Origin of the sequence: Bremerella alba (genome assembly GCF_013618625.1) — a bacterium.
Taxonomy (GTDB): domain Bacteria; phylum Planctomycetota; class Planctomycetia; order Pirellulales; family Pirellulaceae; genus Bremerella; species Bremerella alba.
The window spans coordinates 118667-145189 of the sequence record NZ_JABRWO010000014.1; the positions used below are offsets into that span (position 1 = coordinate 118667).

The window sequence follows — 26523 nt, forward strand, 5'->3', positions numbered from 1 at the left end:
TCACCGCAGAAAGCTAAGCCAATCGTATCGAGGTAGAAGAGATCTCGCAACGAGGGTCGAAATGCGGCAAGGGGCTATCGCGCATATGAAAAGACACCACCAATCTGCGCAGCGGCAGACTGGTGGAGTCTCGTTTCACGGATTCGGAGTATTTCTGCAGTCGGGCGGTATTAGATAATGCCGCCGTGTGTGCGGTAAGGAGCCAAGTGGCTAGGCTGGTCAAGGAACCAGATGCGTTGCCATTCTTCCAAAACGTGTCGCAGGTTTTCCGAAGTGTAAATCAATTCGGTTGTACGAACGCTCGGGTCGGCCGAGTAAATCGGCAAGAAGCAACCGGTGTTGCTCATTAAGGCGAATCCAAGCAGCAAAGCGATGATGAAGTTACGCATCTCATTTCCTCCGTGAAACTTATGAATCGGCCATCCTGACCGTCTGCGTTCATTTATCCATCAACCAAGGATTGAATCTTGGAGAGTTCGGAGAGATCTGATTTCGCTTAGCTACCGATCAGCCTAGCTACCGTAGTCACCGGGCCCAGAGCTCGGTGGATTGGGCGGGCTAGGATAAGCCGATGGGTAACCGGGCGAATCGTTCGACTGGGGAGGGGAGTAGGGCTGCTGCTGGGGTGGTGCCGATTGTTGCTCGGCTTCGAGTCGGCCCTGTCGGTCCTTCTCTTCCAGCTGTCGAACCCGTTCTTCCATCTCTTTGCCAGGCTTAAAGGTGACGACGTACTTTTCGTCGACATCGACCTTGGCACCCGTCCGCGGATTGCGGGCCTTACGAGCGGCACGCTTCTTGACCTCGAAAACGCCAAAGTTTCTTAGTTCGATGCGGCCATCCTCAACGAGGGTAGTCACAATGGCATCAAACGTCTTTTGGACGATTTCTTTCGTCTTGAGTTGTGTGAGCCCGATCTCTTCAGAAATCGTCTTCACAATCTCTTTTTTGGTCACGAGGCGACTCCCACACGAGGATGAATAGAGTTGTCGTAAGTTTTCGAGACTTCCGTCAGCAATTGCTCCAAGTGTAGGTGCCACAAGCACTAGAGTCAAGCTCATTCTGGACTTGCGCACATTTAACGCAACGCAAGCAACTTGACTGTTGCCCCTTTTTCAGGTTTCTCCGAACTATCCAATTTTCAAAGATCCAAGGTTCCGAAGGCCGTAATTCCGAGCCAATAGCAAGACTTTTCAGTCCCGCCGTTCGAACGTACCGGTCTCCGTGCAATCGTTATCGACGGAATAATCGGTATACCTTCAATCCAAACCGGCTATTTGGACCCGAATTTTCGTTAAATTCGGATCTCGCTCGCTCGGTCCTGGATTTCGTCGAGGCTGTAGAGACGCCCCTTACCGCTACCGGGGCAGAAATCGCAGGTAGCCTGCCAATCTTCCGGCGTCTTAATGTTCGAGTCCCAGAATGGCCAAGTACGGCACTGACGGGGCCGTGCCGAATAAACCGTACAGCCCTTGCTTTCGGTATCGAGAAAAACACAGTCCCCGGTTGAGTATTCCTTCAAACTCTTTCGCAAACCGACTTCCCGAACATAAACCGATTCGAACTGCTCGACCGTCATGTCCGCAAACTCTGCCATTGCTTGGATTTCCGCTGCATTCACCCAGACATAGCCGGGACCACCGGTGCAGCAGCCACCACATTGGGTGCATTCGAAATGAAGCCCATCCTGATACCAAGGTTTGCTTTGATCGGGTTTCTTACTCATGGCTATTTGTGGGTGTCTATAATTTCGTCCGATGGGAAGCTTAGGTGGCATATCACCTTGGCCCCATAGTTAAAATGCGTCATTGCTATCGTGCGATTGCCTGCATTGCATCCAACGTCCGTTCAATTTGTTCGGCGGTCGTGAAGATACTTAGGCTGAATCTCAGTGTACCGCCGGAACCTAACGTGCCCAGGTGCTGGTGCATAAGAGGGGCACAATGTAGCCCAGCTCGACACTGTACGCCGAAAGCCGAATCGAGTGCCGTAGCGAGTTCGTGCGGGTCAAACGATTCGACCTGAATGCTTACCACGCCGGTGCGGTGCTCTAAGGTTTGTGGCCCCAAGATGCGTACCTTAGGCATCGTTTGGAGGCCTTCAATAAGCCGGGTTACGTTTTGCATCGTATGACGATGCAAAGCTGTGACGGTTTGTTCGCGGATATATTCAACCCCAGCACGCAGCCCGAGAATTCCGGGGACATTGGCATTGCCACTTTCAAACTTGGCGGGAAGTTCGGTGGGCTGCTCGTCCGATTCGCTTTTGGTACCGGTACCCCCTTGGCGTTGGCTGCGAAGTTGTTCTGCGACTTCCGATTGCAGAATCATCGCACCGGTACCTAGCGGACCCAGTAATCCTTTGTGTCCTGAAAAGGCTACCATGTCGATGGGAGTCTCTCCCAAATTAAGATCGAGATGTCCGGCCGATTGTGCCGCATCGACGAGCATCCGTACCCCACGATTCTTGGCAATGTGATAAATATCCTCGACCGGCTGAATTGCGCCCGTAACGTTGGAAACATGATTGATGGCGATCAATCTTGTATTTCCTTGAATCGCGTTTTCAAAGGCATCGGCTGGCACGCGGCCATCTTCGCCTGCTTCAACGTGGGTTACCTCAATCTCAAGCGTCTTCTTTAAGGTGGAAAGGGGACGCAGGATCGAGTTATGTTCGACCGTCGTGGTGATAACGTGATCGCCGCGTTGCAAGAACCCGTGCAGTGCCAGGTTCAGCATGTCAGTGCCGTTGTAGCCAAAGATGACATGCTCTTGCGAATGGGTGCCAAACAAGTAGGCGATTTGTTTTCGTGTGTCCCCGATGAGTCGTTCGACTTCATTGGCTTCGCGATAACCACTTCTGCCGGCACAGGCCCCCAGTTCAGTCATATGATGCTGGACAGCCTCTACAACGCTGGCCGGCTTGGGCCAGCTTGTAGCTGCGTTATCAAGGTAGATTCGTTCTCTTGCCACCGTGAGTGTGTTTCCTTCTTGGCCGATGATTCGCTAGTTGCATTGAAACGTCGGCATGACTGCGTGAGGTTTCAGGTTCCAGATTTTATTCCCAATCGCATCGTGCGTTTACCGCCTTGCTACTGCTGAAGTCCGGAAGTTTATGCTTAGCCCCCGATTTGATACATGGCTCGCTCTGGCGGAATGAACTCGGGGGAGTCTATCCCGTGCGAGGGTTTCTTAGCTTGGACACAGGCGTTCAGCAGTTCAGACAAGCCGGTGTCCGTGCCATCGTCACGCAGAACCTGTCGTGCATCCCATTCTTCGGTTCCAAACAGGCAGTTTCGCAGTTGTCCTTCTGCCGTGATCCGGAGCCGGTTGCACGCGCCGCAAAACGGCTCAGTCACGCTGTTAATAAAACCAACACGTTGTCGACCGTCGGCATACCGATAGTCGACCGCCGGTTGGCTCTGGTCCTGACCATCGACATCCAGCAGCGGGGCGACTTCTCGGGAAATGATTTCACGAAGTTGCCGACCGGATATGACTTGGCTTTTATCCCAAGCCCGATCAGCATCCAGGGGCATGAATTCAATAAAGCGTAAATGGAGGTCGTTTTCACGCGCAAAATTGGCGAGTGGAACAATTTCACACTCGGTGAGATTCTGAATTGCGACTGCGTTTAAGCGTATGTTTGAGAAACCAGCAGCTTGAGCAGCCGCGATCCCATTAAGCACTTTTTGCACGCCCTGCCTGCGTGTGATTCGCTCGAAGATCTGCTCACTGATGGCGTCGAGACTGACATTTAATCGATCAAGTCCTGCTGATTTTAGGGCGGTGGCCTGGTCGGGCAGCAGGATTCCATTGGTTGTGAGGGCAATTTCCTGGATTCCAGGCACCTCTTTAAGCAATCGAATTAGTTGCCCGAGATTCGACCTAACCAGAGGTTCTCCACCAGTTAGTCGCAACTTATTCACCCCGTGTCCAGCCGCCACGCGTACGACACGTGTTATCTCTTCGAACGTCAGCAATTCGTCACGCGGCTTAAAGCGTACATTCTCTAGCGGCATGCAATAGAAGCAGCGAATATTGCAGCGATCTGTCACGCTTACACGCAGGCTTGTATGCACGCGACCGAAGCGGTCGATCAGAGGTGTGTTTGGTTCAATAGACATACTGTTATTGTAGCGTATTTTCGTCAGAACGATGAACCAAACCGGGATGAACCCAATCAGTCGATCCACTAGCCCAATGTTCTTTTTTCCATACCGGGACCAACTCCTTGAGCCGATCCATCAGCCAACTTGCGGCCTCGAAAGCATCTCGCCGATGCGGTGTGGAAACAGCCACTGCCACGCTGGCCTCGCCGATGGGGACTTCCCCGAGCCGATGGATGAGAACGCATTGATCGACCGGCCACCGTGCTTTGGCCTGGTTTTCGAGCTTTTCCATTTCGCTAGATGCCATGGGGGCATACGCGGTGTAGGTTAGCGTCACCGTCTCTTTGGCGTTGGTAAACTGCCGTGTGGTTCCTAAAAACAAGACCACGGCACCCGATGTGGGCGAAGTAACCATGCGGGTAATTGCAGCAGCATCGACAGGCAGGTCGGTAAGTTCAACCATTGTTGAAAGTTACCCTCCACTTACGGGAGGCAGGCAGGCGACTTCGTCGGTTGCTTGTACCTCGACAGCGTTGACGGCATATTCATTATTTACCGCGAATGCGCAACTGGCGAGGATAGGACGCAGTTCGGCAAACGTTTCACCCAAGTTTTGGCGAATTGCACCAACGGTGACTGGTCTTTCCAGGTCTAACGACACTTCCTCGCATCCGGCCAGGTCTCGGGTCAACGCAAACAGTTTGACGCGTATTTTCATGTCACAAACAAATCATGAGGAGACGGCGAGAACAGATCGACGTCTGGATCAAGTACGCCGTACGACTTCGCCAATAGTTTGATCGGATGGACGACGGCCTTGTTGCCGGCCTGTTCGATCTGCATCTTGCAGGCGCTGCACTCGGTGGAACCGATCTGAATCTGTTTGGCTCGCATCGCCACGATCAAATCCCAACCGATTCGCAGACTACTTCGGAAGTTGTTGGTAGTGAGACCAAAGGTGCCTGCCATGCCGGAGCATCCTTTTTCGATAGGACGTACCGAAAGGCCTGGGATCAATTGCAAAATGCGTTGTCCATACGAAGCCTCGTGCAAGGCGCGAAGATGGCAAGGGACATGAAACCCGACAGTGAGATTCATGGGTTTCAGGTCCAGCTCCAGCTCGCCATGGTGATGAAGATCCCACAGGAATTCACACGCTTCGCGAGTATTCTCGGCCACAATCTTGGCGTCATCTGAATCCAGGAGGTTGCGGTATTCGTGGGTCAATGCCATCACCGCAGATGGTTCGGTTGCTACGATCGTATAACCTTGACGAACAGCTTCGGCCAAGGATTTCACATTTTTATGGGCCAGGCGTGCCGCCATGGTGACGGCTCCCTGCGAGATCGATGGCATCCCGCTGACTTGCTGGTTCGGGTGAACGTAAACTGAGATTCGATTGTGATCCAATACGTTCACAAAAGCTTGAGCGAGTTGCGTGTCGAATAAGTTCGCGTAGAGATCCACAAAGTACAACACCTTGCGTCCGCTACGGCGGGTAGCAGTCGTCAGGCCACGTCTCGCAGCTTGTTTCACAAAACTACGATTGGCTAGCCGCGGAAGCTTGCGCTGTTTAGCGAGACCGATAAAGCGTTCCATTAGCCAACGCATCGCGCGATTGCCTAGCGCCCAGTTGGCGACGCGAGGAAAGCGATTGCCCCAAAGAGCCCAGCGATGAATCTTGGCTTGCAGTGAACCGTCTTGCGTAAGCCCATTGGCATCGACATTGCGGGCTCTCATTTCGAGAACGATATTGGGGATGTCGACATTGGATGGGCAATCGATGCGACATTGATGACAGTGAAAGCAGGTATCGAGAATTTCTTTAGTTTCCGGCGAATCCAAACTTTCTGGCGGAAGTTGGCCAGATAGAACGCCACGAAGTAAATTGGCTTTGGCTCGCGGCGACGCATCTTCGCGAGAGTCGAAGCGAAAGACCGGGCACATTCGTGTATCCGTGCCGTAGGTTCGGCAACGCCCACACCCGTGACAGCTTCGCGCAGCGGTCGCCATTTCCTCCGCCGACCATGTCAAAATGGGAAGCTCAAATTCACTAGGATCGTTGTCTTTCTTTTTGTTTGTATCCGTTGAACCGTTGCCTGCTTCAGGTTGGGAAGCCAACTCGACACGTCGTACCAATTCCATCGGAGAGAACGTCGAAGAGAGAACCTTCTTACCGGGATTCAAGATTCCGGCGGGATCGAAAAGTCGTTTGATTCGTCCGAAAAGGTCGTACAGAGGTCCGTATTGCCGGGGAAGGTAAGGCGTGCGGCTGATGCCATCGCCGGATTCGCCGCTGAGTGAGCCACCCAGTTGGAATAGCTCTTCATAGGTCTCGTCGGCAATGCGTTCAAGCTTGGCCAGGTCGTCTCGGTTGGCCATGTTTAAGAGCGGACGAACGTGTAGGTGTCCGTGCGCCGCGTGTGCAAAGATCGACGCGATCGTTTCATGCCGCTTCATTACATCCTGAACTTTCGTCAGGAAGTTGGGGAGCTGCTGCGGCGGGACGGTCATGTCTTCAATGAATGGAAGAGGACGCGTATTTCCTTTCAAACGATAAAGAATCGGCGTCATTCTGCGAGCCAGTTCCCAGTACGTTCCGACTTCTTTGGGGCTGGTGGTAATTAGCGAGTGAAAAGCCAGCTTGCGGCGACGTCGAATTCGATCGGCGATCTTTTCCAGTTCTGCGTGAACATCGGCTTGGGTTTCACCAGAAAATTCGACCAGAAGCATTGCTTCCGCGTTTTCTGGAATCAGGTTGGAATAACGCGGATCGGTTTCACGGGCGATAGCCAGGATTCGACGGTCTAACAAATCACACGCACTAATCCCCGCAGAACTCAGCTGCACGGCTGCTTTGGCGGCGTTGTCCAGGCGTTCGAAAAAAAGCAACACCAGGCCGCGTGCTTTGGATCGAGCCGATGTCCGTAGCTTGGCCTGCGTTACCAGAGCCAGGCTACCCTCGGAACCTGCGAGGATTTTTGCCAAGTCAACGACTTCGTTGTCGACCACGCCGGAAAGACGATACCCACTTCCCTGGTTGAACGTTTTAGGCAAATTGCCTTTTATCTTGTCGGCATTCGATTCCATTAACTCGGCAATGCCAGAGGTAATACGAACCAACTCGGGCGACTCCAAATGAGCCACTTGATCGAGATGAGTCGGCTTGATGGTTGCGACTTCACCGTTGGCCAAGACGACTTGTAATTCCAAAATGTGGTCACGTGCTGACCCATGCTGCGGCCAGTGACTTCCAGAGGCGTCTAGTGCGATGACGCTTCCCATAGTGGTTACACTGCGAGTTGCTGGATCAGGACCAAAAATGCGATCACGCTGAGCAAGGTGACGATTCAAGTTCGCCAGCACCACACCAGGTTGAACGCGGACCCAGTCGTCTTCCGTTTCCAGAATGCGCCGCATCGAGTGGGCGAAGTCAATCACGATGCCGGTACCGAGCGATTCACCGGCCATGCCGGTGCCGGCACCGCGTGCATGAATGGGAATCTGGTTTTCAGTCGCATACTGTACGGTTGCCGAGACATCGGACGTTCGTCGGGGACGAACGACCGCCAGCGGCTTGACCTGAAAAAGGCTGGCATCCGTCGAATATAGCTCTAGGAACGTATCGTCACAGCGGATCTCACCATCGAGGACACCACGGAGATCAGCTCGTATTCGTTCTCGTTCTAAATCCATTGATTGCGAGTCAGAGGCGACCCGTCACAGAGCGGCACGTACAAAATGCCTAATACGCAGTTTCAGGCTTGATTGAAATGACAGTGAAGCGGGCCAAACAGAAAACGTTAAGGTGGCACCACCACTCTTCAATGGTAGTCTCACGACACGACTCTGCACAGGGATACCCTTACGGCACCGCCAGTTAAGTCAGCCGTTAACGTTTTGCCAGATTGCCATGCTTGATGGCAATTATTCCCACGCGTTGATCAGATTTCCAGTGGAAATCGCCGTTTGTTCTATCCATAGAACTTCTTGGAAAGTAATGACAACGCACCAATCGCTACGACGGCCCCCCCAACAATGTACAGGATAGGGTAGCGTTCGTACCATGCTTCGACCGGAGGACCGGTGCCGGGGGTGACCCACTCTTCCAGGAAAACATTACACCGTGGACAATGGTCACCGGGGCCGACACCTTGCGGAAGTTCCATACGGCAATTTGGGCAGAAGCCCGGCTGGACACCACTGGATTTATTTCGAAAACGATTGCTAAATCCTGGGGAAGAATCACCCTCACTGGCCTGAGAATTCGTGTCGGTACCACTACTATCGGGTGAATTGGCTGCGACCATTTCTTTCGCAGGATCGACTTCTCCAAAACTATTGTTGGGCGTGTTGGTAGCCGCTGAGTTGTTATTGCCACCTTGATTGGGATCGTAGGGGGCTTCTGGATTCGATGAAGTTGGACTGGTTGGCCCTCCACCGGAATTCATGTTCTCTGCCGGCGGCTGATAAGGAGTGTTCCCGGGAGGGACATAAGCTGGGGTACGCGAACCGCCTGGCCGGTTGTTGCCTGGTTGATTATTTCCGGGTACGGAAGGACGCCGGGCAATGTACTGATTCATTTCCGTATGGACGCTCGGATCTTCCAGTTCCATTTCATCCGGCGAGACTATCTTGTCCTCTTCTCCACGCTTTTGTAGATGTCCTCGCAGCCAGTCCTGATCCTTCTTGCTGAGGATATGGAATGAGACCTTCTGGGCGTTGGCACCTTGCAGCAAAATCACGTAGCCTTCGTGCATGCGAACGAATTTGGCTCTGATCGATTCGTCTTTGTAGTCACTCCAGTCGCGATTCTCGAAAAGCGAATCATCGCTTTTGTCGATTCTGGGCTTCGGCATTTCCTTGGGTTTGCTGGCGTTGGCTTGTTGCTGCTTGGCGTATTGCTGGTCGGCTTCCACAAAAGCACTAAGTGGAATCACGAAGATTTCACCGTTGGAGTCAATCCGAACGTTATTATCTGCCGTTAACTCTAAAAATTTTCCGCTTAGAGATCGGCCATTGGCGTCGGTCCACTCTCGAGCTTCCTGCGCACTGACGCCGACGGCGAAGAGACAAATGAGTAAGGGTACGTATAAAAAATGTCGGCTGGCCAACATCGGTGGAACTCCCAGCTTCAGGGATTAATGGGCAGGTAAATGGATGATTGAGCGAGGCTCGATTCGGGCTTAGCCCTTAATTTTGATTTAACTCTGCTGGCGAAGATAAGTCTTCTAATAAGTAAGCAATCTCAGGTATTTCTGCTGAGTCTAGCTTACACCCACTAGGAGGCCAAATCCCCCCAACGTGAGGCATATACCCAGCAGCATTCCTAGTAAAGGAACGCTCGACTTTTCCATATCGGAAAATCCTTGGACGATGGCCATCCCGGGGATTAAGCTGCGCAGGCCAATTTCGAGGCTCTCCAGAAACGCCAGGGCGATGAGCCACAGGTAACCCCCTGCGATCATTAAACTGCCTAGTGCAAGTAACAAGACACCAAACATTTGCAGATTCCAGTCCGCCGTTGTGTATTCACGATCTTCAACGACTTGCATCGGCGTGAAATCTGAATTGGGCGTGTAGGTTTGAGCTTTAAACTCATGGTCGGAAACAGAGGCCAGATTGGATCCACTGTTTTGCAAAGGCTTTTTGACATCATCGGCAGGAGACGTTGGGGCTCCGGTAGTAGAAGTCGGTGATGTCGTGTCCATGTTGCCCGTTTGATTGGACGAACTGGATAGTTCCGGGGTACCTTCTTGAGGAGTCGAGCCGAAGCCATTGGAGCGACTAGGAACCGAGGCGACATCGAAAAGAGGAGAATCCGAACTACTCGAATTAGCGTTCGCGTTGCCACTGATTGTCGAAGAAGGCACTCCTGTTTTTTCAATGCTCGTCGATGACGGGCTGGGGACTGAGCTAAATGAACCGTGTTCTTGCGTGACTTCCGCTGGTTTGCTCACACTTCCAAAACCGCCAGAAGGAAGTTTCAATTTCGAATCGGACGACGAATCTTCCTGGCTTGAAGGGGGAGCCGTGCCAAAGCCGGATGGCGGGAGTTTTACGTTAGCCCCAGGCTCTTTCGATGTCGCGCTTCCGAATCCACCAGGCGGCAGTTTCGTCGAATCTTGAGCGGCTCCAAAACCACTTGGCGGAAGCTTGACGTTATCAGTGGCACTGCCAAAACCGTTGTCTGGAAGACTAACATCGGTTTGATTGGGCGGAGACTTCGACGGACCCGGCATCGGCGATGAGGGAACTGGTGGGTGATCGCGATAGGGAGGCCCTTCGCTAGTTTGTGGCTCGGCATCTAAAAGGTCTGGTCGGACCGGCGGGATTAAAGTTTCTTTTCCGATGGCGCGATGGGCTTCCGAAAGAAACTTTCGATCGTCGATTGAAAGATCGTAGAACTGGATGCGATGGTAGCGGGCCCCTTCACGCAGAAGGATGGTTCCTTGGACGATGCGGATGAATTGAGCTTCAACGGCCAAGCCTTCCCGTGAACGCCAAATACGTTTGGCCTTCAGGCGAACCGGATTGGAGTTGTCATCTCCTCGCTCATCTTCCGAAACGGCCTCGTCGATCTCGCGTTGTAGTTCTGCATCGGATATCGTCGGCATCGAGTCTTGCAGCCCTTGGATGTACCCTCGATCTTCCGAGGATAGTCGTTCCAAAGGAACGGTGAATCGATTGCCTTTTACGTCGAGGATGACCGATTTGCCTTCCTGGACGACTTCAACCAGTTCTGCTTCGACTTCTTTCCCCTCTAAGGTTGTCCAGGTGCGCGCATGCGCAGTGGAAAGGAGAAAAGGCCCTGCGTAGATCGCGAAAAAGGCCAAGCTATACCGCCAGAAGTCGGTTTGTCGCCTAAACATGGGAGTCTCTTTGATGCTGGCCAAGGGAGCAACTGCTATGGATGTTGTCCCCTTGATATCATTCGTTATACCATCGTTGCGATAGCTAAGACGAAATTGCTTGGAAAATGGATTTCGTTACACCCCCGCAGAGGTATTTGATCATATTCTTCGTAGTAGCCACCCGTCAATCGGAAAATTCCAATCTTAACGCGGGCATTTCACCTAAATCTCGAGATAATAACGATATTCGGGAATCGGCCACCGCAACTTGCCCCAGAAATCAACTTCTATGGATGTCGCCTCAACGGTCAAGAAAATTATAGGAAATGTTGAAAAAGTCATACTTGGAAAACGCCAGCAAGTCGTGTTTTCACTGGTGGCTTGGCTTTCCGAGGGGCATGTACTCATGGAAGACGTCCCAGGGGTCGCGAAAACGATGCTAGCAAGGGCCCTCGCCAAGAGTGTTGGTTGTACGCTCAAGCGTGTCCAATGCACGCCTGATCTCTTGCCAAGTGATGTCACCGGGATGTCGATCTTCAACCAGAAGACATCAGAATTTGAGTTCCGCCGTGGACCCGTTTTTACCAACATTTTGCTAGCTGATGAAATCAATCGTACGACCCCTCGTACCCAGGCTGCTTTGCTGGAAGCAATGGCCGAGTCGCGTGTCACGATCGATGGTGAGACGTATCAACTTGACCCGCCGTTCTTAGTTTTGGCTACACAAAATCCAATTGACCATGAAGGAACCTTTCCCCTGCCAGAGGCCCAGCTCGATCGCTTTCTAATGAAGTTCAGTCTCGGCTACCCAAATATCGAAGATGAAATCAAGATGCTCACCGCATCCCGCAAACAGCATCCGTTGGAAACAATCGAAGCGGTGGTCACCAAAGAAGAGTTGCGAGCCTGTCAGAAGGCTAGTCGCAGCGTTAAGCTTCACGAAAAGGTCCAGCGCTATATTGTCGAACTGGTCCACGCGACACGCCGACACGATCAGCTATTGCTCGGAGCGAGCCCCCGGGCATCGCTCGCTTTGTTTCGTACTAGCCAGTCGTTGGCGGCGATCTTAGGCCGTAGCTATGTTCTACCGGACGATATCAAACGCGTCCTGACGCCGGTGATGGCTCATCGCTTGATCCTTCGTCCAGAAAGCCGTCTCCGCAAGGTGACCACCCAAGAAGTTCTGGACGATATTCTACAAGAGGTCCCGGTCCCCATGCTTGATGAGGCGCCAGTGTGATGCGATGGCTCTTGGGAACCGCGATCCTGCTGGCACTTTCCTTCGTGTTGGGCCTAGGGTTGATGACCTATGCCATGTACGCATTGGTTGCGGTCATTCTTGGTTCAAGAGTTCTGGTCCGCTATTGGCTGCGTCATCTTTCGGCTACGCGGCATATCAGTCGCGTTGATGTTGAGGAAGGAGACGTCATCACAGTCGCTTTGGCGGTTCGCTACTCTGGGGCGATCCCTATGCCGTGGATCCTGGTCGAGGATCTATTGCCTCGGCATGCTGTGATAACGCGTCCCCCAGCACTCGAAGTGGATGGTAAACGGATTTTTCTGGCCATGCTGTGGCCACGTGCAACCAAATTGCTTTCCTACCGAATTCAATGCAATTGCCGCGGATACTATCAGATTGGTCCCGCCGTGCTCGAAACGGGAGACGTGTTCGGGCTCTACAAGCAATTCAAGATGATTGCCGGTCCAGAGTTTATCACGGTTGAACCTGCGATAATTCCGCTAGAAGGTTTCGATCTCGTATCGAAACGTCCTTTGGGCGAGATCAAGATGCAATCGCGGTTATTTGAAGATCCATCACGCATTGCCGGCATCCGTCGCTATCAGTTAGGAGATCCGCTGAATCGAATTCATTGGGCCTCGACAGCCCGAACCGGCGAGTTGCATAGCAAACAGTACGAGGCGACTTGCATCGCTGGCGTGAGCATTATTCTTGATTTGCACCCGGATAGCTTTCCGGAGAAGGATGAACCGATTCGCAGTGAACTGGCCATCAAGTGCGCGGTCGCGATTGCTAACACGGTCCAACTGATGGATCAGCAAGTGGGTATCTTTACCAACTCAGTCGATGCGGCACAACGGATGAAATACGAAGGCTGGGACTTCGATACACGCACGCGTGACGCGGCCAGAAAGAGTGCTGGAGGGATCGACCATGACCCCCGTCTGAGCCCACAGAAGGTACGAACCAAACGTGGTGCCCATCAGTTTCAGCAGATCCGTCATATGATGGCCCGAAGTGAAAAGAATGAAGGGCTTACGCTGCCATCGCTGTTACTGGAAATTGACAGTGACCTACCACGTGATGCCACCGTTGTTCCCATTCTGAGCAAGGTCACGCCTGAGGTCGCGATGGCTCTGGGTAACCTCGTACGGGGAGGGTACGCTGTTTCGCCTATCGTCAATTGCTGGGATGAATATGAATTTGCCCAAGCCGCCGGGATGCTGTTGGCTGAACGCATGGTGGCCAAGCAACTCAAATCGCTGGATGCCATTAGTCAGATCTGCCAAGAACAAGCCTATCCGCTGTTTTAAAGTAAGAGTGGATGTTTTCAGTGTTCAGCAGAAGGGAAGAGACTCCGATCGTGGAATTGCTCCTGTATTGAAAACTGAACACCCTAAACTGAAAACTGAATTCCTATGCGACCTCGACTTACCGAACTCGACTATGCCATTATCGCCGTTGCCCCGGCGTTAATCATGGTCTTGGTGGGCAGTTTCGTGCTGTTTTCGGTCGGGATCTTCTACGACGGCCCCCATGCCTGGCGACTGAATTTCATCATGTGCATGTTTGTAATGGGGATCGTTGCGAATGCTCGTGTCGGGATTGAAGAAGGTGGAGCACGGGCTACTATTCTCGGCGGAATTCTTGGCGTCTGCGTCCTCGCCGCGGTAATGCGGTTTGTCCCTGAGGCGGTTGTCTTGACGGCTGTACTGCTAGGGCTTGTATGGTGGCTGAGTACCCGCTTGGTATACGACTGCACCGTGATGGCAGGCTCCGTCGACGCGTCTAAGAAGGGACTCATGCAGTGGATTCGTCGAGATGAAACGGAAGCGGACTCTTCTCAGGAGGTCACTCCGCCAGTCGAAGAAGAGCAGGGCGTAACTGGGCGAACCGAAGATGAGCGGCAAACGCCAAAATCGCTTCTGGCAAAGCTCGATGCTTGGGTAAATCCCACCAATACAAAATTTGCTCCTGGGGCATGGGTTGTCTACTTCTCGTTGGCGGCGCTTCCCATTTTTGGCTTTGGACAAGCATTTGCTGGCAGTCAGGTGGAAGAAAAGAAGTGGCATCTCTTTACGCTGCTCGTCGCGTACGTATTTGCCGCTTTGTGCCTGTTGGTGACCACAAGCTTTCTGGGGCTTCGCCGTTATCTGCAGTCGCGAGGTCTGATGATGCCGCTAAGTATGACGGGAACATGGCTGGGTGTTGGCTTTGGCGTTGTCGCTTTTGTGTTGATCGTCGTGTCAATTCTACCCAGGCCCAACGCCGAATACGAATTGGCCCAGTTGCCCTTCTACCAAGATGAACAAGAACGCAAGGCCTCGCAGGTTGCCGTGAACAAAGACGGCACCAACGACAAACGCCAAGAACGATCGCAGACAACCGACAATCAAGAGCGGACCGACGAGAACTCGCAAAAGTCGAACGAATCACGAAAAGACGGAAAAGATCCCAGCGACAAGACCGATCCCGACGCGAAGAAGACGAAGTCTGGCGAGTCTCAAGAAAAAGGTCAGCAGCAAAACGAAAACTCAGAGACGGATGACAAAAGCCAGAGTCAAGACAACCAAAAGTCGGAGCCGCAGGAGAAGTCTTCTGATCAGTCGAGCACGCAAGAACAAGAGCAAGGCGATCAAACTTCCGACAAGTCAGACCAATCACAGCAAGGGCAACCCCAGGAAAAGGCAAAGCCAAACGAATCAGAAGAGGGGACATCGGAGGAGTCATCGCAAGAGCAGTCGGCGCAACCGCCACCTGAACCGACTGGGGGCCCCTTTTCTAACCCGCTGTCTTCGCTGGGGGATTGGTTGAAAGTGCTGGTCTACGCGGTGGTCATAGGCCTGATCGCTTTTTTTGTTTGGAAGTTCTGGGATGATATTGTCAAAGCTTGGAACGACTTTTGGGCGAGTCTCTTGGGTGGCAAGAAAGACAATGGGTCTAAGGAAGAGGCAACTGACAAGCCGGTAACGAAACCGCGTCTTGCATTCTCGGCATTTCGTAATCCATTCCAGGACCCCACTTGGAAAGGTAAACCGCTGGAAGAGTGGGTTCGATATTCATTTGCCGCGTTGGAAGCATGGGCCGCAGAGCAGGGGAGTCAGCGTCGGGAAGAGCAAACGCCAGGAGAATTCGCGACGATGCTTGAAAAGAAGCACGGCGATCTAGCGAGTACAGTTCGACCAACGGCCGAGTTGTACGGCCAGGTGGCTTACGGAAGCGGAAAGGCCCCTAGGGAAACGCTCGAAATTCTGCGAAAATTGTGGGAACGCCTAAGAAGTTAGGTGAGATGTAACCACGACTGGCCTTTTCCGTGCCTTCTGTCGGGGTCTCTTCCCCTTTGCTGAAAACTGAACACTTCACACTGAAAACTACCCTCCGAATGATCGAAGACTTGAAACAGCGTAAAGTCCAGGCTCGCCGGGTTGTCCGGCAGTTGAAGAAGGACTACGCCGGCGCTGAATGTGCGTTAAATTACGAGACCCCCTTTCAATTATTAATCGCCACAATTCTCTCGGCCCAGTGTACCGATGTGCGAGTTAACATCGTGACGAAAGATTTGTTCGCGAAATATCCTGACGCCGATTCAATGTCACGGGCCTCGGTCAAGACTTTAGAGAGCCTAGTTAAGACGACTGGGTTCTTTCGTAATAAGGCCAAAAACATCCACGCCGCATCCCGTGCATTGGCCGATGAGTTCGATGGTGAGGTGCCTCAAGATTTAGACGCTTTGGTTGCCTTGCCAGGCGTAGGACGCAAAACGGCCAACGTCGTGTTGGGAACCGCATACGGAATTCCTTCGGGGATTGTGGTCGACACACACGTCGGTCGGCTGACCAAGCGGATGGGACTGGCAGACAAAGCTGACGCGGTCAAAATCGAACGCGAGTTGATGGAGGTAGTTCCCAAGAATGAGTGGATCGACTTCTCGCATCGCTTGATCCATCATGGTCGAGCTGTCTGCGCAGCGAGGAAGCCCAAGTGCGAAGCGTGCAATTTTCTGAAGTTCTGTCCGCAAATCGGAGTTGACTGAATAAGCCGAAGGTAGGGCTCCGTCGAAGCGACATGAAATGGTTGGACTGGCAACGGTTTCGCTTCCCTAGGAAAGAAGTCCGTTTTAATTTCCCGAGATCCCTCTATAATCAGCACTTCGGCTTCATCTACGAATTTTCGCCTGCGACGGCTCATGACTACCGTTGTGGACAACTCAAGGCCCATCCATGATTCTTTCCGGTAACGAGATTCGGAAACATCTCGGCAGTAAGATCTTTATCGAGCCTTATGACGAAAGTCGTTTAAATCCCAATAGTTACAACCTGACTCTCAACGAAGAATTGATGACATACGAGGAGTTGATCCTCGATATGCGTCAGCCTCATCGGGTTCGGCGAATTACGATACCTGAAGAAGGGTACGTGCTTAATCCGAACCAGCTTTATTTGGCACGAACCAATGAGATGACGGAAACACACGGTTATGTCCCAATGATTGAGGGGCGTAGTTCTATCGGCCGACTTGGGCTGTTTGTGCATGTGACCGCTGGTTTCGGTGATGTCGGGTTCAAGGGATTTTGGACCTTAGAGATGTTCGCGGTCCAGCCGATTCGGATTTATCGGAATGTTCCCATCTGCCAGATCTTCTACCACGAGATTACTGGTGACATCACTGAATACGTCAGTGATAAATATCAGAACAATCAAGGAATTCAACCTAGTCTGCTATTCAAGGAATTGAATCCCGAGGCCCAGCCCCCCGACGAATCGCAGATGGCCTTTCCCTTTGATAACCCATAAGACACCTCAAAATTGAATGCGGGATCTTACTGCCATGACTCAACGAAATTTCCACCTATCGCGTCGTAGTCTCATTAAAACAGCTGTTGGCACCTCAATGGCGGGCTTGGCCATGGCCACAACCGCGCGTGCCGCCGAGCCTTCCGCTGATACCAAAGTTCCCTCGGAAGATTTCAAGGCGAACGGTAAAAACGTTAATCAGTCGGTGATGGCTTGGTGTTTCAATCCGATGCCGATGGAAACTCTGATTCCCGCTTGCGCGAAGATGGGGCTCGTGGCGATGGAAGGGCTCGATCCCAAATGGTATCCGCTGATGAAAGAGCACGGCCTGAAGGTATCGCTGTGTTCGGGGCATGGCTTTATGGAGGGTCCCGTCAATCCCGACAACCATGAGATGTGTACCGAGAAACTCAAGGAAGCGATCGACACCGCTGTGAAGTGGAACTGCCCTAGCGTTATCACGTTTACGGGAATGAGCGAAAAGGGCATTGGCTTCGAGCAAGGAACCGAGAACTGCGTCAAGTTCTGGAAGTCGGTGATCCCCTATGCTGAAGAAAACAACGTTCAGCTAGTTCTCGAACATCTTAACAGTCGCGATGACTCGCACCCGATGAAGGGGCACCCCGGGTATTTCGGAGACGATGTCGATCATTGCCTGGACATGATCAAGCAGGTCGATTCGCCCAAGATGAAACTCCTGTACGATTTCTACCACGTGCAAGTCATGAATGGTGATGTCATTCGGCGTTTTCACCAAAGCCTGCCGTATATCGGACACATTCACACGGCAGGAAATCCAGGCCGCTGCGAACTGGATGAAACGCAAGAGATGAATTATGCGGCCATCATCAAAGCCGTTGCCGAGTCGGACTACGATGGCTACGTCGTTCAGGAATACATTCCGACTTGGGATGACAAGCTTGCCTCGCTGCGGCATGGTGTCGCACTGTGCGACGTCTAAGATTTGGCAAAAGTGATTGGGGCTCGTTAGCGAGCCCCGTGCTCTTGCAAGCTTTGCTGGAATGTTGAGTAGAACGACCGCTGCTGTTCGTACTGATCCTGGGGGATCTGGTGTTGGAAGTAGTCCAAGTAATCGAGCATTTGCTCGGTTAGGTCTGTGTACGAGTAGTTGGAATCGGCCTGAGGATTGACCCAGTTGGGGTCGCCCGGCTCGGTGTGGCCCACGTAACGTCCCTGATCATCTATTTCAAAGTTGGCCAGTAGCGTGGGAAGCTTCATCTGCAGTTCGTAGAAGCTCTTTTCCATGGGATCCATATCAGTGGTAGTTTCGTTCCAGGCATTCACAACGGCTTCCGGAGTACGGCTATCGGGGAAGCGAATCGTGTAGCCTTGGCCGACCTGGGTTAAACCGTCGTAATTCAGGTCAACCTGTGCTGGCCGCGGGATCAACAAATTGAGAGCGGCCTCAGGCGTTAGAGAGTCCACATCGATCGGTTCGGCCAAGCGGTGCACGTGTTGCACGGTGGCTAATTCATCTTCGGTGAGGTTCTGTAGAAAACCCTGCGGATCAGCATAGCCGCCTTCGGTGTAGGTGCGAACCAGCAGGGTGCCATAGTCGCCAGGAAGGGCCTGGGCATCGACTTTGCTTGGATAGTTGCCGGTATTGGCGACGGAGAACCAATCGTTCCAGTCTTGCTGAATGTCCTCTGGGATCGAATTGTCGGATTGGTACTTTTCAGCGGAAGCATAGCCAGGCTGCTTGGCGGCCGTAAGGATTTCGTTGAATAGGTTTTGCAGTTGCTCCCCGGCGGCGTCCTGTTGTTGCTGGCGGGTTAGCGTAGACGAGGGCTGAGTTTCGATGCGCATCACAAAGTCTCGAAAGGCCGAAGTTTGTCGATTGTATCTAAGTACAATCTTCGGCCGCCTCAGCAGTTGAATTCAGTCTGAATCCCCTCTATAGCGGATGGCTGCTAAGATGCGAGTTCATCGCAGAATAGAGAAGCTATCACTGGCCCAATAGGCGGGCTTTCGCCAAGTAAGCTGATTCGACGGCGGCGTCGACCGTCTCCGCCGTCACGGTCATGTGCCCCATCTTCCGACCGATGCGGGGTTCGTGCTTGCCGTATAGATGTAGCTTGAGGTCTAGCTCGGAAAAGGCCGCCTTCCAATCGGGCGTTCCGGTCTCCCAAACGTCTCCTAGTAGATTAATCATCGCAGCAGGTCGCAATTGTCTTGTGGAGCCCAGTGGTAGGCCACAGATCGCGCGAACTTGCTGTTCGAACTGGCAGGTAATGTGTGCATCGATCGTCAGGTGACCCGAGTTATGTGGTCGCGGGGCGAGTTCGTTGATTAACAGCGAATCTCCGGGAGCGAGAAAGAATTCGACGCACAGAACGCCCACAACATCTAGCTCTGTAAGAACTGCCCTGGCGATCTCCATCGCTTCTGCCGTCGCTTTCTCGGAAAGTCGACCTGGTGAGACGGAAACATCCAGTACGTGGTTCATGTGGACATTCTCGATTGGCGTATAGCACTCGACCTGTCCATCTATTCCACGGGCCGCGACAACGGAAAACTCTTTATCAAAGTCGACCAATTGTTCCAGAATGGCTTCCTGTTTCAACTCGTCTTTCCACGCGGTATTCAGCTCTTCACGATTGGCAACTTTGACTTGTCCTTTGCCGTCATAGCCCCAGGCTGCCGTCTTCAGCACGCCGGGTAGTAGCTGGTCAGGGACCGCGTCGAGGTCTTTGGCTTCACGAATGGCGTGGAAATTGGCGACTGGAAAACCGTGATCTCTTAGAAACGTCTTCTCACGAAGTCGATGCTGAGTCGTATGGAGAACACGACCGGCAGGTCTTACCGGCACCTTCTGGCTCACAACGTCGACCGTTGCCAAGGGAACGTTTTCGAACTCGAAGGTGACGACATCGACTTGCTCGGCAAAGCGTGCCACTTGCGTCAGGTCGTCATAGCTGGCGGTGATCTCAAGATCGGCAACTTGGCCCGTTGGTGTATCGGTTTCAGGAGATAGAACGTGAACGCGGTAGCCCATGCGACGTGCCGCGATGGCGAACATTCGGCCCAATTGTCCGCTTCCGAGGACACCGAGTGTTCCGCCGGGAAGTATGGTCTTTGTCACAGTTGGGAATCCTCTAAAACCTTCTGCGTTTGTTCTTCCTGGAATTTGGCGAGTCGCTGGTGGAGATCGGAATCGGTAGATGCCAAAATTCTGACAGCGAAGAGACCGGCGTTTTTTGCACCGGCGTCACCAATCGCTAGAGTGCCAACAGGAACGCCGCCTGGCATTTGTACGATCGAAAGCAGTGAGTCGAGACCGCTAAGAGCACGGCTTTTAACAGGGACGCCCAAGACTGGAAGTGTCGTTTGTGATGCGACCATACCAGGCAGGTGAGCGGCCCCGCCCGCTCCGGCGATAATGATTTTGATTCCACGACCTTGTGCCGTCGTAGCATACTCGTTCATCCACGCAGGGGTCCGGTGCGCTGAGACGACCCGTTTTTCGTATGGGACCTCAAACGATTCCAAAATTTCACAGGCATTCCGCATTGTTTCCCAATCGGACTTGCTGCCCATGATCACGCCAACCAGCGGCTGGTTTGTTTGGGACATTCCTGCACTCTCCATCGTCGGTGTCGGCTAAGCATCTACGAAACGCCGCGATGCTCCAAAGGACAAATGTTAACCCGAAACGCAACTTCTCGCACCGGGATATAGCACGACAAATGGGCAATTTTCGATACACCTTGCGGCATTTCTAGAAAAGAGGCAAGGATTGCGGGTCGCGAATTTGAAGTTCCGCGCATAAAAAAGCAGCAAAGACCCAGGGGAGGTCTTCGCTGCCAAGGGGGGAGAATATCGGATGTTCTACTGCTCGTGCTGCGATTGCTCGTTTGGCATTTCTTTAGTCACATGTAATACGATTTTGCCGACAACATGCCCCTCTTCGCTTTTCAGGTGTGCTGCAGCAATCTCGTTGAGCGGAAAAACGGTATCTAAGACCGTTCGTAATTTTCCCTCGTTTGCCAATGAAGCTAACGACTTCAAGATCTCTCCGTCGGGTCGAGCCAGCACAACATGGCAAGATTGCTTTTGAAATTTTGAAATCATCGTCATCCCGACACTTTCCACCGATGGCAGGGTCGCAATGTAATGTCCCGTCGGTTTCAGGATTCGTCTGCACTCGTGGAACGATGACTTACTGACGGCGTCGAAAACTATGTCAAATGTTCGGCCAATTCGCGTAAATTGGGTTGCGTGGTAGTCGATAGCTTTATCTGAACCCAGTTCATGAACCAGCTCATGGTTGTCTGAACTGCAAACAGCAGTCACATTAGCGCCAAGGGCTTTCGCGATCTGAACCGCGAACGATCCGACCCCACCTGAGGCACCGTTGATCAGAACGTCGTCACCGGCGTGAAGTTTTCCAAGCTTTACCAATGCTTTCCACGCAGTGGTCGCCGCTAAGGGAATACCAGCGGCTTCCTCAAAGGAAAATTGCTCGGGCTTGGCGATAATAACTTTCGAGTCAACAGCTATGTATTCGGCATAGCCGCCGCCCAGATTATTGTCGGAGAACGCCATCACTTGGTCACCGACTTTCCAGCCTTGCTGCTGGGCACTGTAGCCAACTTCCGTGATTTCGCCTGCGACATCAAAACCGAGGATCGCTGGAAGTTGTTCTGGAAGGATCCATTTCAGCATGCCTTGGCGAATCTTCCAGTCGATTGGATTGATGCTGGCTGCATGAACGCGGATGAGAACCTGATCTGCCGTGATCTTGGGACGTGGGACACTTTCCAGCTTTAGGTTGTCTTCACTGCCATATTGCTCAAGGACAACGGCCTGCATCAAGTCGGTATGAACTTCAGGATTTGCTTCGACTGTGGCCATTTAAATTCTCCTAGCTGATATTGATGTTCCCCGAGATAACTTTGGGCATTATGTAATCGTCGAGTTATAACTCGGGGGATCGCTGGCTGGAAAGGTTTCTTCCAGTGCTTCTTGGACCTCATCATCTCGATTAACAGGAAGCTGGCGATTGATAGGTTTCTCGTTCTTTAAGCTTGCTCTTGGAGCTAACGAAGTAATCAAAATGGCACTATCGATCTGTGCTTCGAGTCGGAACGGGGAACCCGCAGGAACATGTAAGAGCTGGTTAGGTTCAAGTAGGTGGTGATGGTCATGAACCTTTGCGTCGATTTTGCCAATGACACAGAAAATCAATACCTCGCCGGCAGAGGCATGAGTGCCTAAATGCTCTGCCTCTTTAAGTGGGAGATACCGGGCCTCCGTTTTGACTTGAGCACATGCATTCGAGGGAGGTCGATAACTTGTGTTGCCTCGCCCAGACGCGGCAAGTCCGTGATGGAAAATTTAGTGGATGTTGTAGTCATGGCAGACTCCTTTACTAGCAAAGAACAAGGTATGGAGTGCATATTGCATGCCAATGCCAGATTGACGGCCTGACTAGTAGAGGAGTCAAAAAGAAAGGGGATTGCCAATGTCCCGATTTCCTGTCCCATCAAATTAAGAGCTGGTTTTGAATCAAATCCAGGCGTCCGCACGAATAAAGGCATTTGTTTACCCTTAACATGAAGTGGCAAACGCCTGACCATCTTGAACGAATGATGACCAGGACATTGTGTAAGTCAGTTAAAGAGTAGACATAAGCTAGTTATTCGGTGTTGGGATTCCCGAAGCCGCCTCCACCAGGAGTTTTCAAGATAAGGACATCTCCGGCATCTAATGAGAGACTGATCGTGTTGGGCAAGCGTTTTTCAGGCTCGTTGTTACGACGAATTGAATTCTCACCACACTGACCTGGCTGTCCCCCATTCATCCCATACGGCGCATACGGTCCACGACGCTGAGTGAGTAATGAAATATCGAGCGGACGTAAGAATTCAATCTCGCGAATGATTCCATCACCGCCATCATTATGACCGGAACCGCCTGATCCTCGTCGTATGGCAAATCGACGAATTCGCGCCGGAAAGCGTAGCTCGAAGACTTCGGCATCGGTTAGCCGTGTATTGGTCATGTGGGTATGAACGGCTGAGGCACCAGGGGCATTATTGGTAGCTCCAGATCCCCCACAGATCGTTTCATAGTAACCGAATGTCGCATCGCCTAAGGTCAAGTTGTTCATTGTTCCTTGGCTGGCGGCTGCCATGCCGAGAGCACCCAAGAGGACGTCGACAATACGCTGCGATGTCTCGACATTGCCGCCAGCGACGGCGGCACATTTTTCCGGAGACTCTCGCTTCGGCGGATTAAGGAAGCACTCGGGAAGAGTGATTGCTACAGGCTCGAGCACGCCTTGATTCAAGGGGATGTCCTCGTCGAGTAGGCATCGTAAGCAGTACATCACAGCGGCTGTTACGATCGCTCGATTCGCATTAAGATTGCCAGGCAGCACTGGTCCGGTGCCAGTGAAGTCGATCGTGGCAGTTTCTCCTTGCAGGTCGATTGCTACGCACAGAGGGGAGCCATCGTCTAGGTGGTCGACAAACTTGTAGCACCCAGAGGGAATCTTCGCGAGCGCCGCACGTGTCTTGCGGGATGCAGCCGTCTGAATGTGTTTGGCGTAAGCCACCACGGTCTGTAAGGAGTTTTCCTCAACCATCCGCCTGAGGTCCTCAATGCCGTGATGATTCGCGGCGATTTGAGCGGCGATATCAGCCAGGTTATCGGGAACATTGCGAGAAGGAAAAGGGCCTCCCGTGAGAATACGTTCCAGCTCTTCCCAGTGTGGATTCCCGGCTTCGATTAGACGAATGTTTTCGATCAAGACGCCTTCTTCCGCCAAGTTTGTCGACCCTGATGGCATCGATCCAGCTGCAATGCCACCAATCTCGGCGTGATGAGCCCTGCTGGCGGCGAAGAATGTTGGCAATGTGTCCGAGTCACTTATGAACATCGGTGTAATTACTGTGACATCGGGCAAATGGGAACCACCATGGTATGGGTCGTTCGTGACGAAAACGTCTCCACTTTTCATATTGGGGTGGTGATCGATAGTCGCTTTGACGGTCTCGGACATCGCACCTAAGTGAACCGGTATATGAGGAGCATTCGCAATCAAGTCGCCTGTAGAAGTGAACAACGCACAGCTAAAGTCGAGACGTTCTTTAACGTTCACACTGACCGATGTGTTTTGGAGGGCAACGCCCATTTGCTCGGCAATGGCCGCGAATTGATTGTTCAGGATCTCCAGCAGGATAGGGTCTGGGCTGTCAAGCGACTTCATAGTGCTATGAAGTTGGGTCTGAATCGGTTCATCCGATCGCCTCGCCAGCAGTTCACCTCCGCTTAGCATTTCTGCTTCCCAGCCTGGGTCGATGACGGTAGTTGCTAGTGACTCGGCGATCAGCGCAGGCCCGGCAATGGTTGCTCCTGGTCGTAGTTGATCGCGGTCGAAGACTTGGGTGTCAACGAATGCTCCTTGAAAGAACAGAGGGACAGTCTGGACAGCATTGGGTACGTATGGCTCAGCCGACTCGCTAGGCGGGGAAACGGTTGAGCCATGGCTAATCGCTTCGACTCGAACTGCCACGACTTCGATCCGTTGCATCGTGCGTTGATAGCCATAACGCCGTTGATGTTCCTCGTGATACCTCTGCTCTAAGGAAGCGAAGGGTTCTGCTTCGATCGTTAGCGAAGCTTCAAGACCTTGATATCTCAATTCGATCTGATTCTGGTAGGTAATCGAATGTCGGTCGACGTCTTCTTCAAGTAGCTGGGTCGTAGCTGAGTGTTTCAATTCTTCGAGTGCGATTCGCAGTTCCGGTAACGCTTCTTTTAAGGCCAAGTAAAAAGACTTGGTTGCAAACCGAGATGTATCGGCTGCGCCAATTCCCACCGCGCTGAGGATACCGGCACTAGGGTGAAACAAGAGTTGCCTGGCACCGAGAATCTCGGCTACCGAGCACGCATGTTGGCCGGCGGCTCCACCAAAGGGAACAAGCAGATACGATCGCGGATCGTAGCCTTTGGCAACGGATATAGTGCGAATCGCTTCGGCAATATTGGCATTGGCGATCTTAAGGAAACCGGCGGCTAACTCTAGCGGTGTCAGTTTTTGGCCGCTCACCGATTCAACTTGGTGGCAGACTTCCGCCAACCGGCGTTCGACCGCTTCGGCGTCGAGCGGAAATGGTAACCGGGCTGCTTTTAGCTTGCCAAGGGCAAAGTTGATATCCGTAACGGTTAAAGGACCACCTCTGCCATAACAAGCGGGGCCAGGGTCGGCACCTGCACTCGCTGGGCCAACCACCAATTTCACACCATCGTAGGCACAGATCGAGCCTCCGCCGGCGGCAACCGTTTCGATGGCCATCATCGGTGCGACGATCCTCACGCCTGCCTTTTCGGTTTCAAATTGGCGTTCGTAGGTGCCGTCGAAACGAGAGACATCGGTGCTAGTGCCACCCATGTCAAAGCCGATCGCTTTGTGGAATCCAGCTGATTTAGCGGCGGCAGCAAACCCTACGACGCCGCCAGCAGGTCCCGAAAGGATGCTGTCCTTCCCAGAAAAAGACGCTGCAGCGACTAAACTTCCAGCAGAAGTTAACAGACGAAGACGGCTTCCCGTGCCTAGCTTCGATTGAATTTGCTGGATGTAGGCTCGTAGAACTGGATTGAGGTAGGCATCGACAACCGTGGTGTCGCCACGCGAAACAATTTTGATCAGAGGAGCGACTAAGTGGGAAACACTGATATCCGTAAATCCAATATCGGCGGCGATTGCCTTCGCAGCGAGTTCGTGCTTGGGTTCGCGATAAGCATGCAGAAAACAGATCGCCAGACAGCGAACCCCAGTATTGTATAGATTGCTCAGTTTGTGTTTGAGGTCGGCTTCATAGAGCGGTGTGAGAGTCGTTCCCCCAGCATCGATCCGTTCTTGAGCTTCGACTATTTGCGATACAAGTGAGCTTGGCTTCTTAATATCCAAATTGAAAAGTTGTGGACGGTTTTGTGAAGCGATCTCGAGGATGTCAGCGAATCCTTGAGTGACCACCAAGCCGACTTTGGCGCCGGTTCGCGTCAGTAAGGCATTCGTTCCTCGCGTTGTTCCCAGACGCACGTTTACCGAGGGAATCGCATCGGTCAGAGACAGGCCGAGTAAATAACGTATCGATAGCAGAGGTGCTTCTTCATTCCCCGATAGCTGATAAACGTTTCCCGGTCGTGGCATCTCGGTCAGCGGACTTGCGAGCGTCATCTGGCCGCTAGCGGTATCAAACGCGGAAACTATTTGCGATTCGATCCGACTTCCTTGGTGGTCGAATAACTCGAGTTGATAGCCGCGCCAGACGTCGGGTGGATCGTTGCACCGTATCGGGTCATTAATAATGTTCGGCGTGCTTCCCTTGCCGATGGTTCCTTGCATTTTGCCAGAACTAAGAACCTTCTTGCGGCGGGGAGATTGACCAGGAACACGGAGCAGGCAATCCGTGAACGTTCCTCCGACATCAATCCAGAACTCAGGTCGCATGTGTCAGTCGCAATTGGCTAAGAAGATCAAGGAGTTGTCAGTGAAGC

The 26523-nt window shown here is 52.5% G+C and carries 21 protein-coding genes; 6 read left to right on the plus strand and 15 right to left on the minus strand.

The window, feature by feature from the left end; genetic code table 11:
- Positions 1-170: 170 nt before the first annotated feature.
- The 10 genes from HOV93_RS22100 to HOV93_RS22145 form a co-directional block, all read right to left on the minus strand.
- Positions 171-389 (minus strand): hypothetical protein, encoded by a 219-nt coding sequence (locus HOV93_RS22100; protein WP_105356031.1) that lies wholly within the window; start codon positions 387-389, stop codon positions 171-173.
- Positions 390-512: 123 nt separating this feature from the next.
- Positions 513-953 carry an HU family DNA-binding protein gene (locus HOV93_RS22105; RefSeq protein WP_207398727.1) on the minus strand — a complete coding sequence of 147 codons (441 nt, stop codon included), beginning with the start codon at positions 951-953 and terminating at the stop codon, positions 513-515.
- 338 nt (positions 954-1291) lie between these two features.
- Entirely contained in the window at positions 1292-1723 is a 432-nt protein-coding gene (locus HOV93_RS22110; RefSeq protein ID WP_207398728.1) for a YkgJ family cysteine cluster protein, read from the minus strand.
- An 85-nt stretch (positions 1724-1808) separates the two neighbouring features.
- Positions 1809-2969 (minus strand): aminotransferase class V-fold PLP-dependent enzyme, encoded by a 1161-nt coding sequence (locus tag HOV93_RS22115; protein WP_207398729.1) that lies wholly within the window; start codon positions 2967-2969, stop codon positions 1809-1811.
- A gap of 146 nt (positions 2970-3115) precedes the next feature.
- Positions 3116-4123, minus strand: a complete 1008-nt coding sequence (moaA, locus tag HOV93_RS22120; RefSeq protein WP_235990790.1) for a GTP 3',8-cyclase MoaA — start codon at positions 4121-4123, stop codon at positions 3116-3118.
- A gap of 4 nt (positions 4124-4127) precedes the next feature.
- The gene (locus tag HOV93_RS22125; RefSeq protein WP_207398730.1) at positions 4128-4571 is read right to left on the minus strand and encodes a molybdenum cofactor biosynthesis protein MoaE; all 444 of its coding nucleotides are present in this window, start codon (positions 4569-4571) and stop codon (positions 4128-4130) included.
- A 9-nt stretch (positions 4572-4580) separates the two neighbouring features.
- Positions 4581-4826: a MoaD/ThiS family protein gene (locus tag HOV93_RS22130; protein WP_207398731.1), complete on the minus strand. Its 246-nt coding sequence runs from the start codon at positions 4824-4826 to the stop codon at positions 4581-4583.
- A complete protein-coding gene (locus HOV93_RS22135) occupies positions 4823-7804 on the minus strand; it encodes an anaerobic glycerol-3-phosphate dehydrogenase subunit C (RefSeq protein ID WP_207398732.1) in 2982 nt (993 codons plus the stop codon). The genes HOV93_RS22130 and HOV93_RS22135 overlap by 4 nt, the downstream gene beginning before the upstream one ends.
- Before the next feature lie 278 nt (positions 7805-8082).
- Positions 8083-9225 (minus strand): hypothetical protein, encoded by a 1143-nt coding sequence (locus HOV93_RS22140; RefSeq protein WP_207398733.1) that lies wholly within the window; start codon positions 9223-9225, stop codon positions 8083-8085.
- A 150-nt stretch (positions 9226-9375) separates the two neighbouring features.
- Positions 9376-10980 carry a hypothetical protein gene (locus tag HOV93_RS22145; protein ID WP_207398734.1) on the minus strand — a complete coding sequence of 535 codons (1605 nt, stop codon included), beginning with the start codon at positions 10978-10980 and terminating at the stop codon, positions 9376-9378.
- 271 nt (positions 10981-11251) lie between these two features.
- On the opposite strand from HOV93_RS22145, the gene HOV93_RS22150 reads away from it, so the two are divergent.
- From HOV93_RS22150 to HOV93_RS22175, 6 genes are all read left to right on the plus strand, one after another.
- A complete protein-coding gene (locus HOV93_RS22150) occupies positions 11252-12202 on the plus strand; it encodes an AAA family ATPase (protein WP_207398735.1) in 951 nt (316 codons plus the stop codon).
- Positions 12202-13515, plus strand: coding sequence for a DUF58 domain-containing protein (locus tag HOV93_RS22155; protein ID WP_207398736.1), 1314 nt, complete (start codon positions 12202-12204; stop codon positions 13513-13515). Before HOV93_RS22150 ends, HOV93_RS22155 begins: the two co-directional genes overlap by 1 nt.
- A gap of 105 nt (positions 13516-13620) precedes the next feature.
- The gene (locus tag HOV93_RS22160; RefSeq protein WP_207398737.1) at positions 13621-15486 is read left to right on the plus strand and encodes a DUF4129 domain-containing protein; all 1866 of its coding nucleotides are present in this window, start codon (positions 13621-13623) and stop codon (positions 15484-15486) included.
- Positions 15487-15596: 110 nt separating this feature from the next.
- Positions 15597-16235 (plus strand): endonuclease III, encoded by a 639-nt coding sequence (gene nth / locus HOV93_RS22165; RefSeq protein ID WP_235990792.1) that lies wholly within the window; start codon positions 15597-15599, stop codon positions 16233-16235.
- Positions 16236-16422: 187 nt separating this feature from the next.
- Positions 16423-16995: a dCTP deaminase gene (dcd, locus tag HOV93_RS22170; protein WP_207398739.1), complete on the plus strand. Its 573-nt coding sequence runs from the start codon at positions 16423-16425 to the stop codon at positions 16993-16995.
- Positions 16996-17029: 34 nt separating this feature from the next.
- A complete protein-coding gene (locus tag HOV93_RS22175) occupies positions 17030-17956 on the plus strand; it encodes a TIM barrel protein (protein WP_235990793.1) in 927 nt (308 codons plus the stop codon).
- Positions 17957-17982: 26 nt separating this feature from the next.
- Here the strand turns inward: HOV93_RS22175 and HOV93_RS22180 are convergent, their stop codons facing one another.
- From HOV93_RS22180 to HOV93_RS22200, 5 genes are all read right to left on the minus strand, one after another.
- Entirely contained in the window at positions 17983-18822 is an 840-nt protein-coding gene (locus HOV93_RS22180) for a hypothetical protein (RefSeq protein ID WP_207398740.1), read from the minus strand.
- Positions 18823-18961: 139 nt separating this feature from the next.
- Positions 18962-20098, minus strand: coding sequence for a 5-(carboxyamino)imidazole ribonucleotide synthase (locus HOV93_RS22185; RefSeq protein WP_207398741.1), 1137 nt, complete (start codon positions 20096-20098; stop codon positions 18962-18964).
- Entirely contained in the window at positions 20095-20589 is a 495-nt protein-coding gene (gene purE / locus HOV93_RS22190) for a 5-(carboxyamino)imidazole ribonucleotide mutase (protein WP_207398742.1), read from the minus strand. The genes HOV93_RS22185 and purE overlap by 4 nt, the downstream gene beginning before the upstream one ends.
- A 255-nt stretch (positions 20590-20844) precedes the next feature.
- Positions 20845-21870 carry an NAD(P)-dependent alcohol dehydrogenase gene (locus HOV93_RS22195; protein ID WP_207398743.1) on the minus strand — a complete coding sequence of 342 codons (1026 nt, stop codon included), beginning with the start codon at positions 21868-21870 and terminating at the stop codon, positions 20845-20847.
- 784 nt (positions 21871-22654) lie between these two features.
- Positions 22655-26476, minus strand: coding sequence for a hydantoinase B/oxoprolinase family protein (locus HOV93_RS22200; protein ID WP_207398744.1), 3822 nt, complete (start codon positions 26474-26476; stop codon positions 22655-22657).
- Between the last annotated feature and the right edge of the window lie 47 nt (positions 26477-26523).

Coding starts and splice junctions, on each gene's coding strand:
- HOV93_RS22100 (WP_105356031.1), bottom strand. CDS start 389: ATGCGTAACTTCATCATCGCTTTGCTGCTTGGATTCGCCTTAATGAGC.
- HOV93_RS22110 (WP_207398728.1), bottom strand. CDS start 1,723: ATGAGTAAGAAACCCGATCAAAGCAAACCTTGGTATCAGGATGGGCTT.
- moaA (WP_235990790.1), bottom strand. CDS start 4,123: ATGTCTATTGAACCAAACACACCTCTGATCGACCGCTTCGGTCGCGTG.
- HOV93_RS22125 (WP_207398730.1), bottom strand. CDS start 4,571: ATGGTTGAACTTACCGACCTGCCTGTCGATGCTGCTGCAATTACCCGC.
- HOV93_RS22130 (WP_207398731.1), bottom strand. CDS start 4,826: ATGAAAATACGCGTCAAACTGTTTGCGTTGACCCGAGACCTGGCCGGA.
- HOV93_RS22135 (WP_207398732.1), bottom strand. CDS start 7,804: ATGGATTTAGAACGAGAACGAATACGAGCTGATCTCCGTGGTGTCCTC.
- HOV93_RS22140 (WP_207398733.1), bottom strand. CDS start 9,225: ATGTTGGCCAGCCGACATTTTTTATACGTACCCTTACTCATTTGTCTC.
- HOV93_RS22145 (WP_207398734.1), bottom strand. CDS start 10,980: ATGTTTAGGCGACAAACCGACTTCTGGCGGTATAGCTTGGCCTTTTTC.
- HOV93_RS22150 (WP_207398735.1), top strand. CDS start 11,252: ATGGATGTCGCCTCAACGGTCAAGAAAATTATAGGAAATGTTGAAAAA.
- HOV93_RS22155 (WP_207398736.1), top strand. CDS start 12,202: ATGCGATGGCTCTTGGGAACCGCGATCCTGCTGGCACTTTCCTTCGTG.
- HOV93_RS22160 (WP_207398737.1), top strand. CDS start 13,621: ATGCGACCTCGACTTACCGAACTCGACTATGCCATTATCGCCGTTGCC.
- dcd (WP_207398739.1), top strand. CDS start 16,423: ATGATTCTTTCCGGTAACGAGATTCGGAAACATCTCGGCAGTAAGATC.
- HOV93_RS22175 (WP_235990793.1), top strand. CDS start 17,030: ATGACTCAACGAAATTTCCACCTATCGCGTCGTAGTCTCATTAAAACA.
- HOV93_RS22180 (WP_207398740.1), bottom strand. CDS start 18,822: ATGCGCATCGAAACTCAGCCCTCGTCTACGCTAACCCGCCAGCAACAA.
- purE (WP_207398742.1), bottom strand. CDS start 20,589: ATGTCCCAAACAAACCAGCCGCTGGTTGGCGTGATCATGGGCAGCAAG.
- HOV93_RS22195 (WP_207398743.1), bottom strand. CDS start 21,870: ATGGCCACAGTCGAAGCAAATCCTGAAGTTCATACCGACTTGATGCAG.
- HOV93_RS22200 (WP_207398744.1), bottom strand. CDS start 26,476: ATGCGACCTGAGTTCTGGATTGATGTCGGAGGAACGTTCACGGATTGC.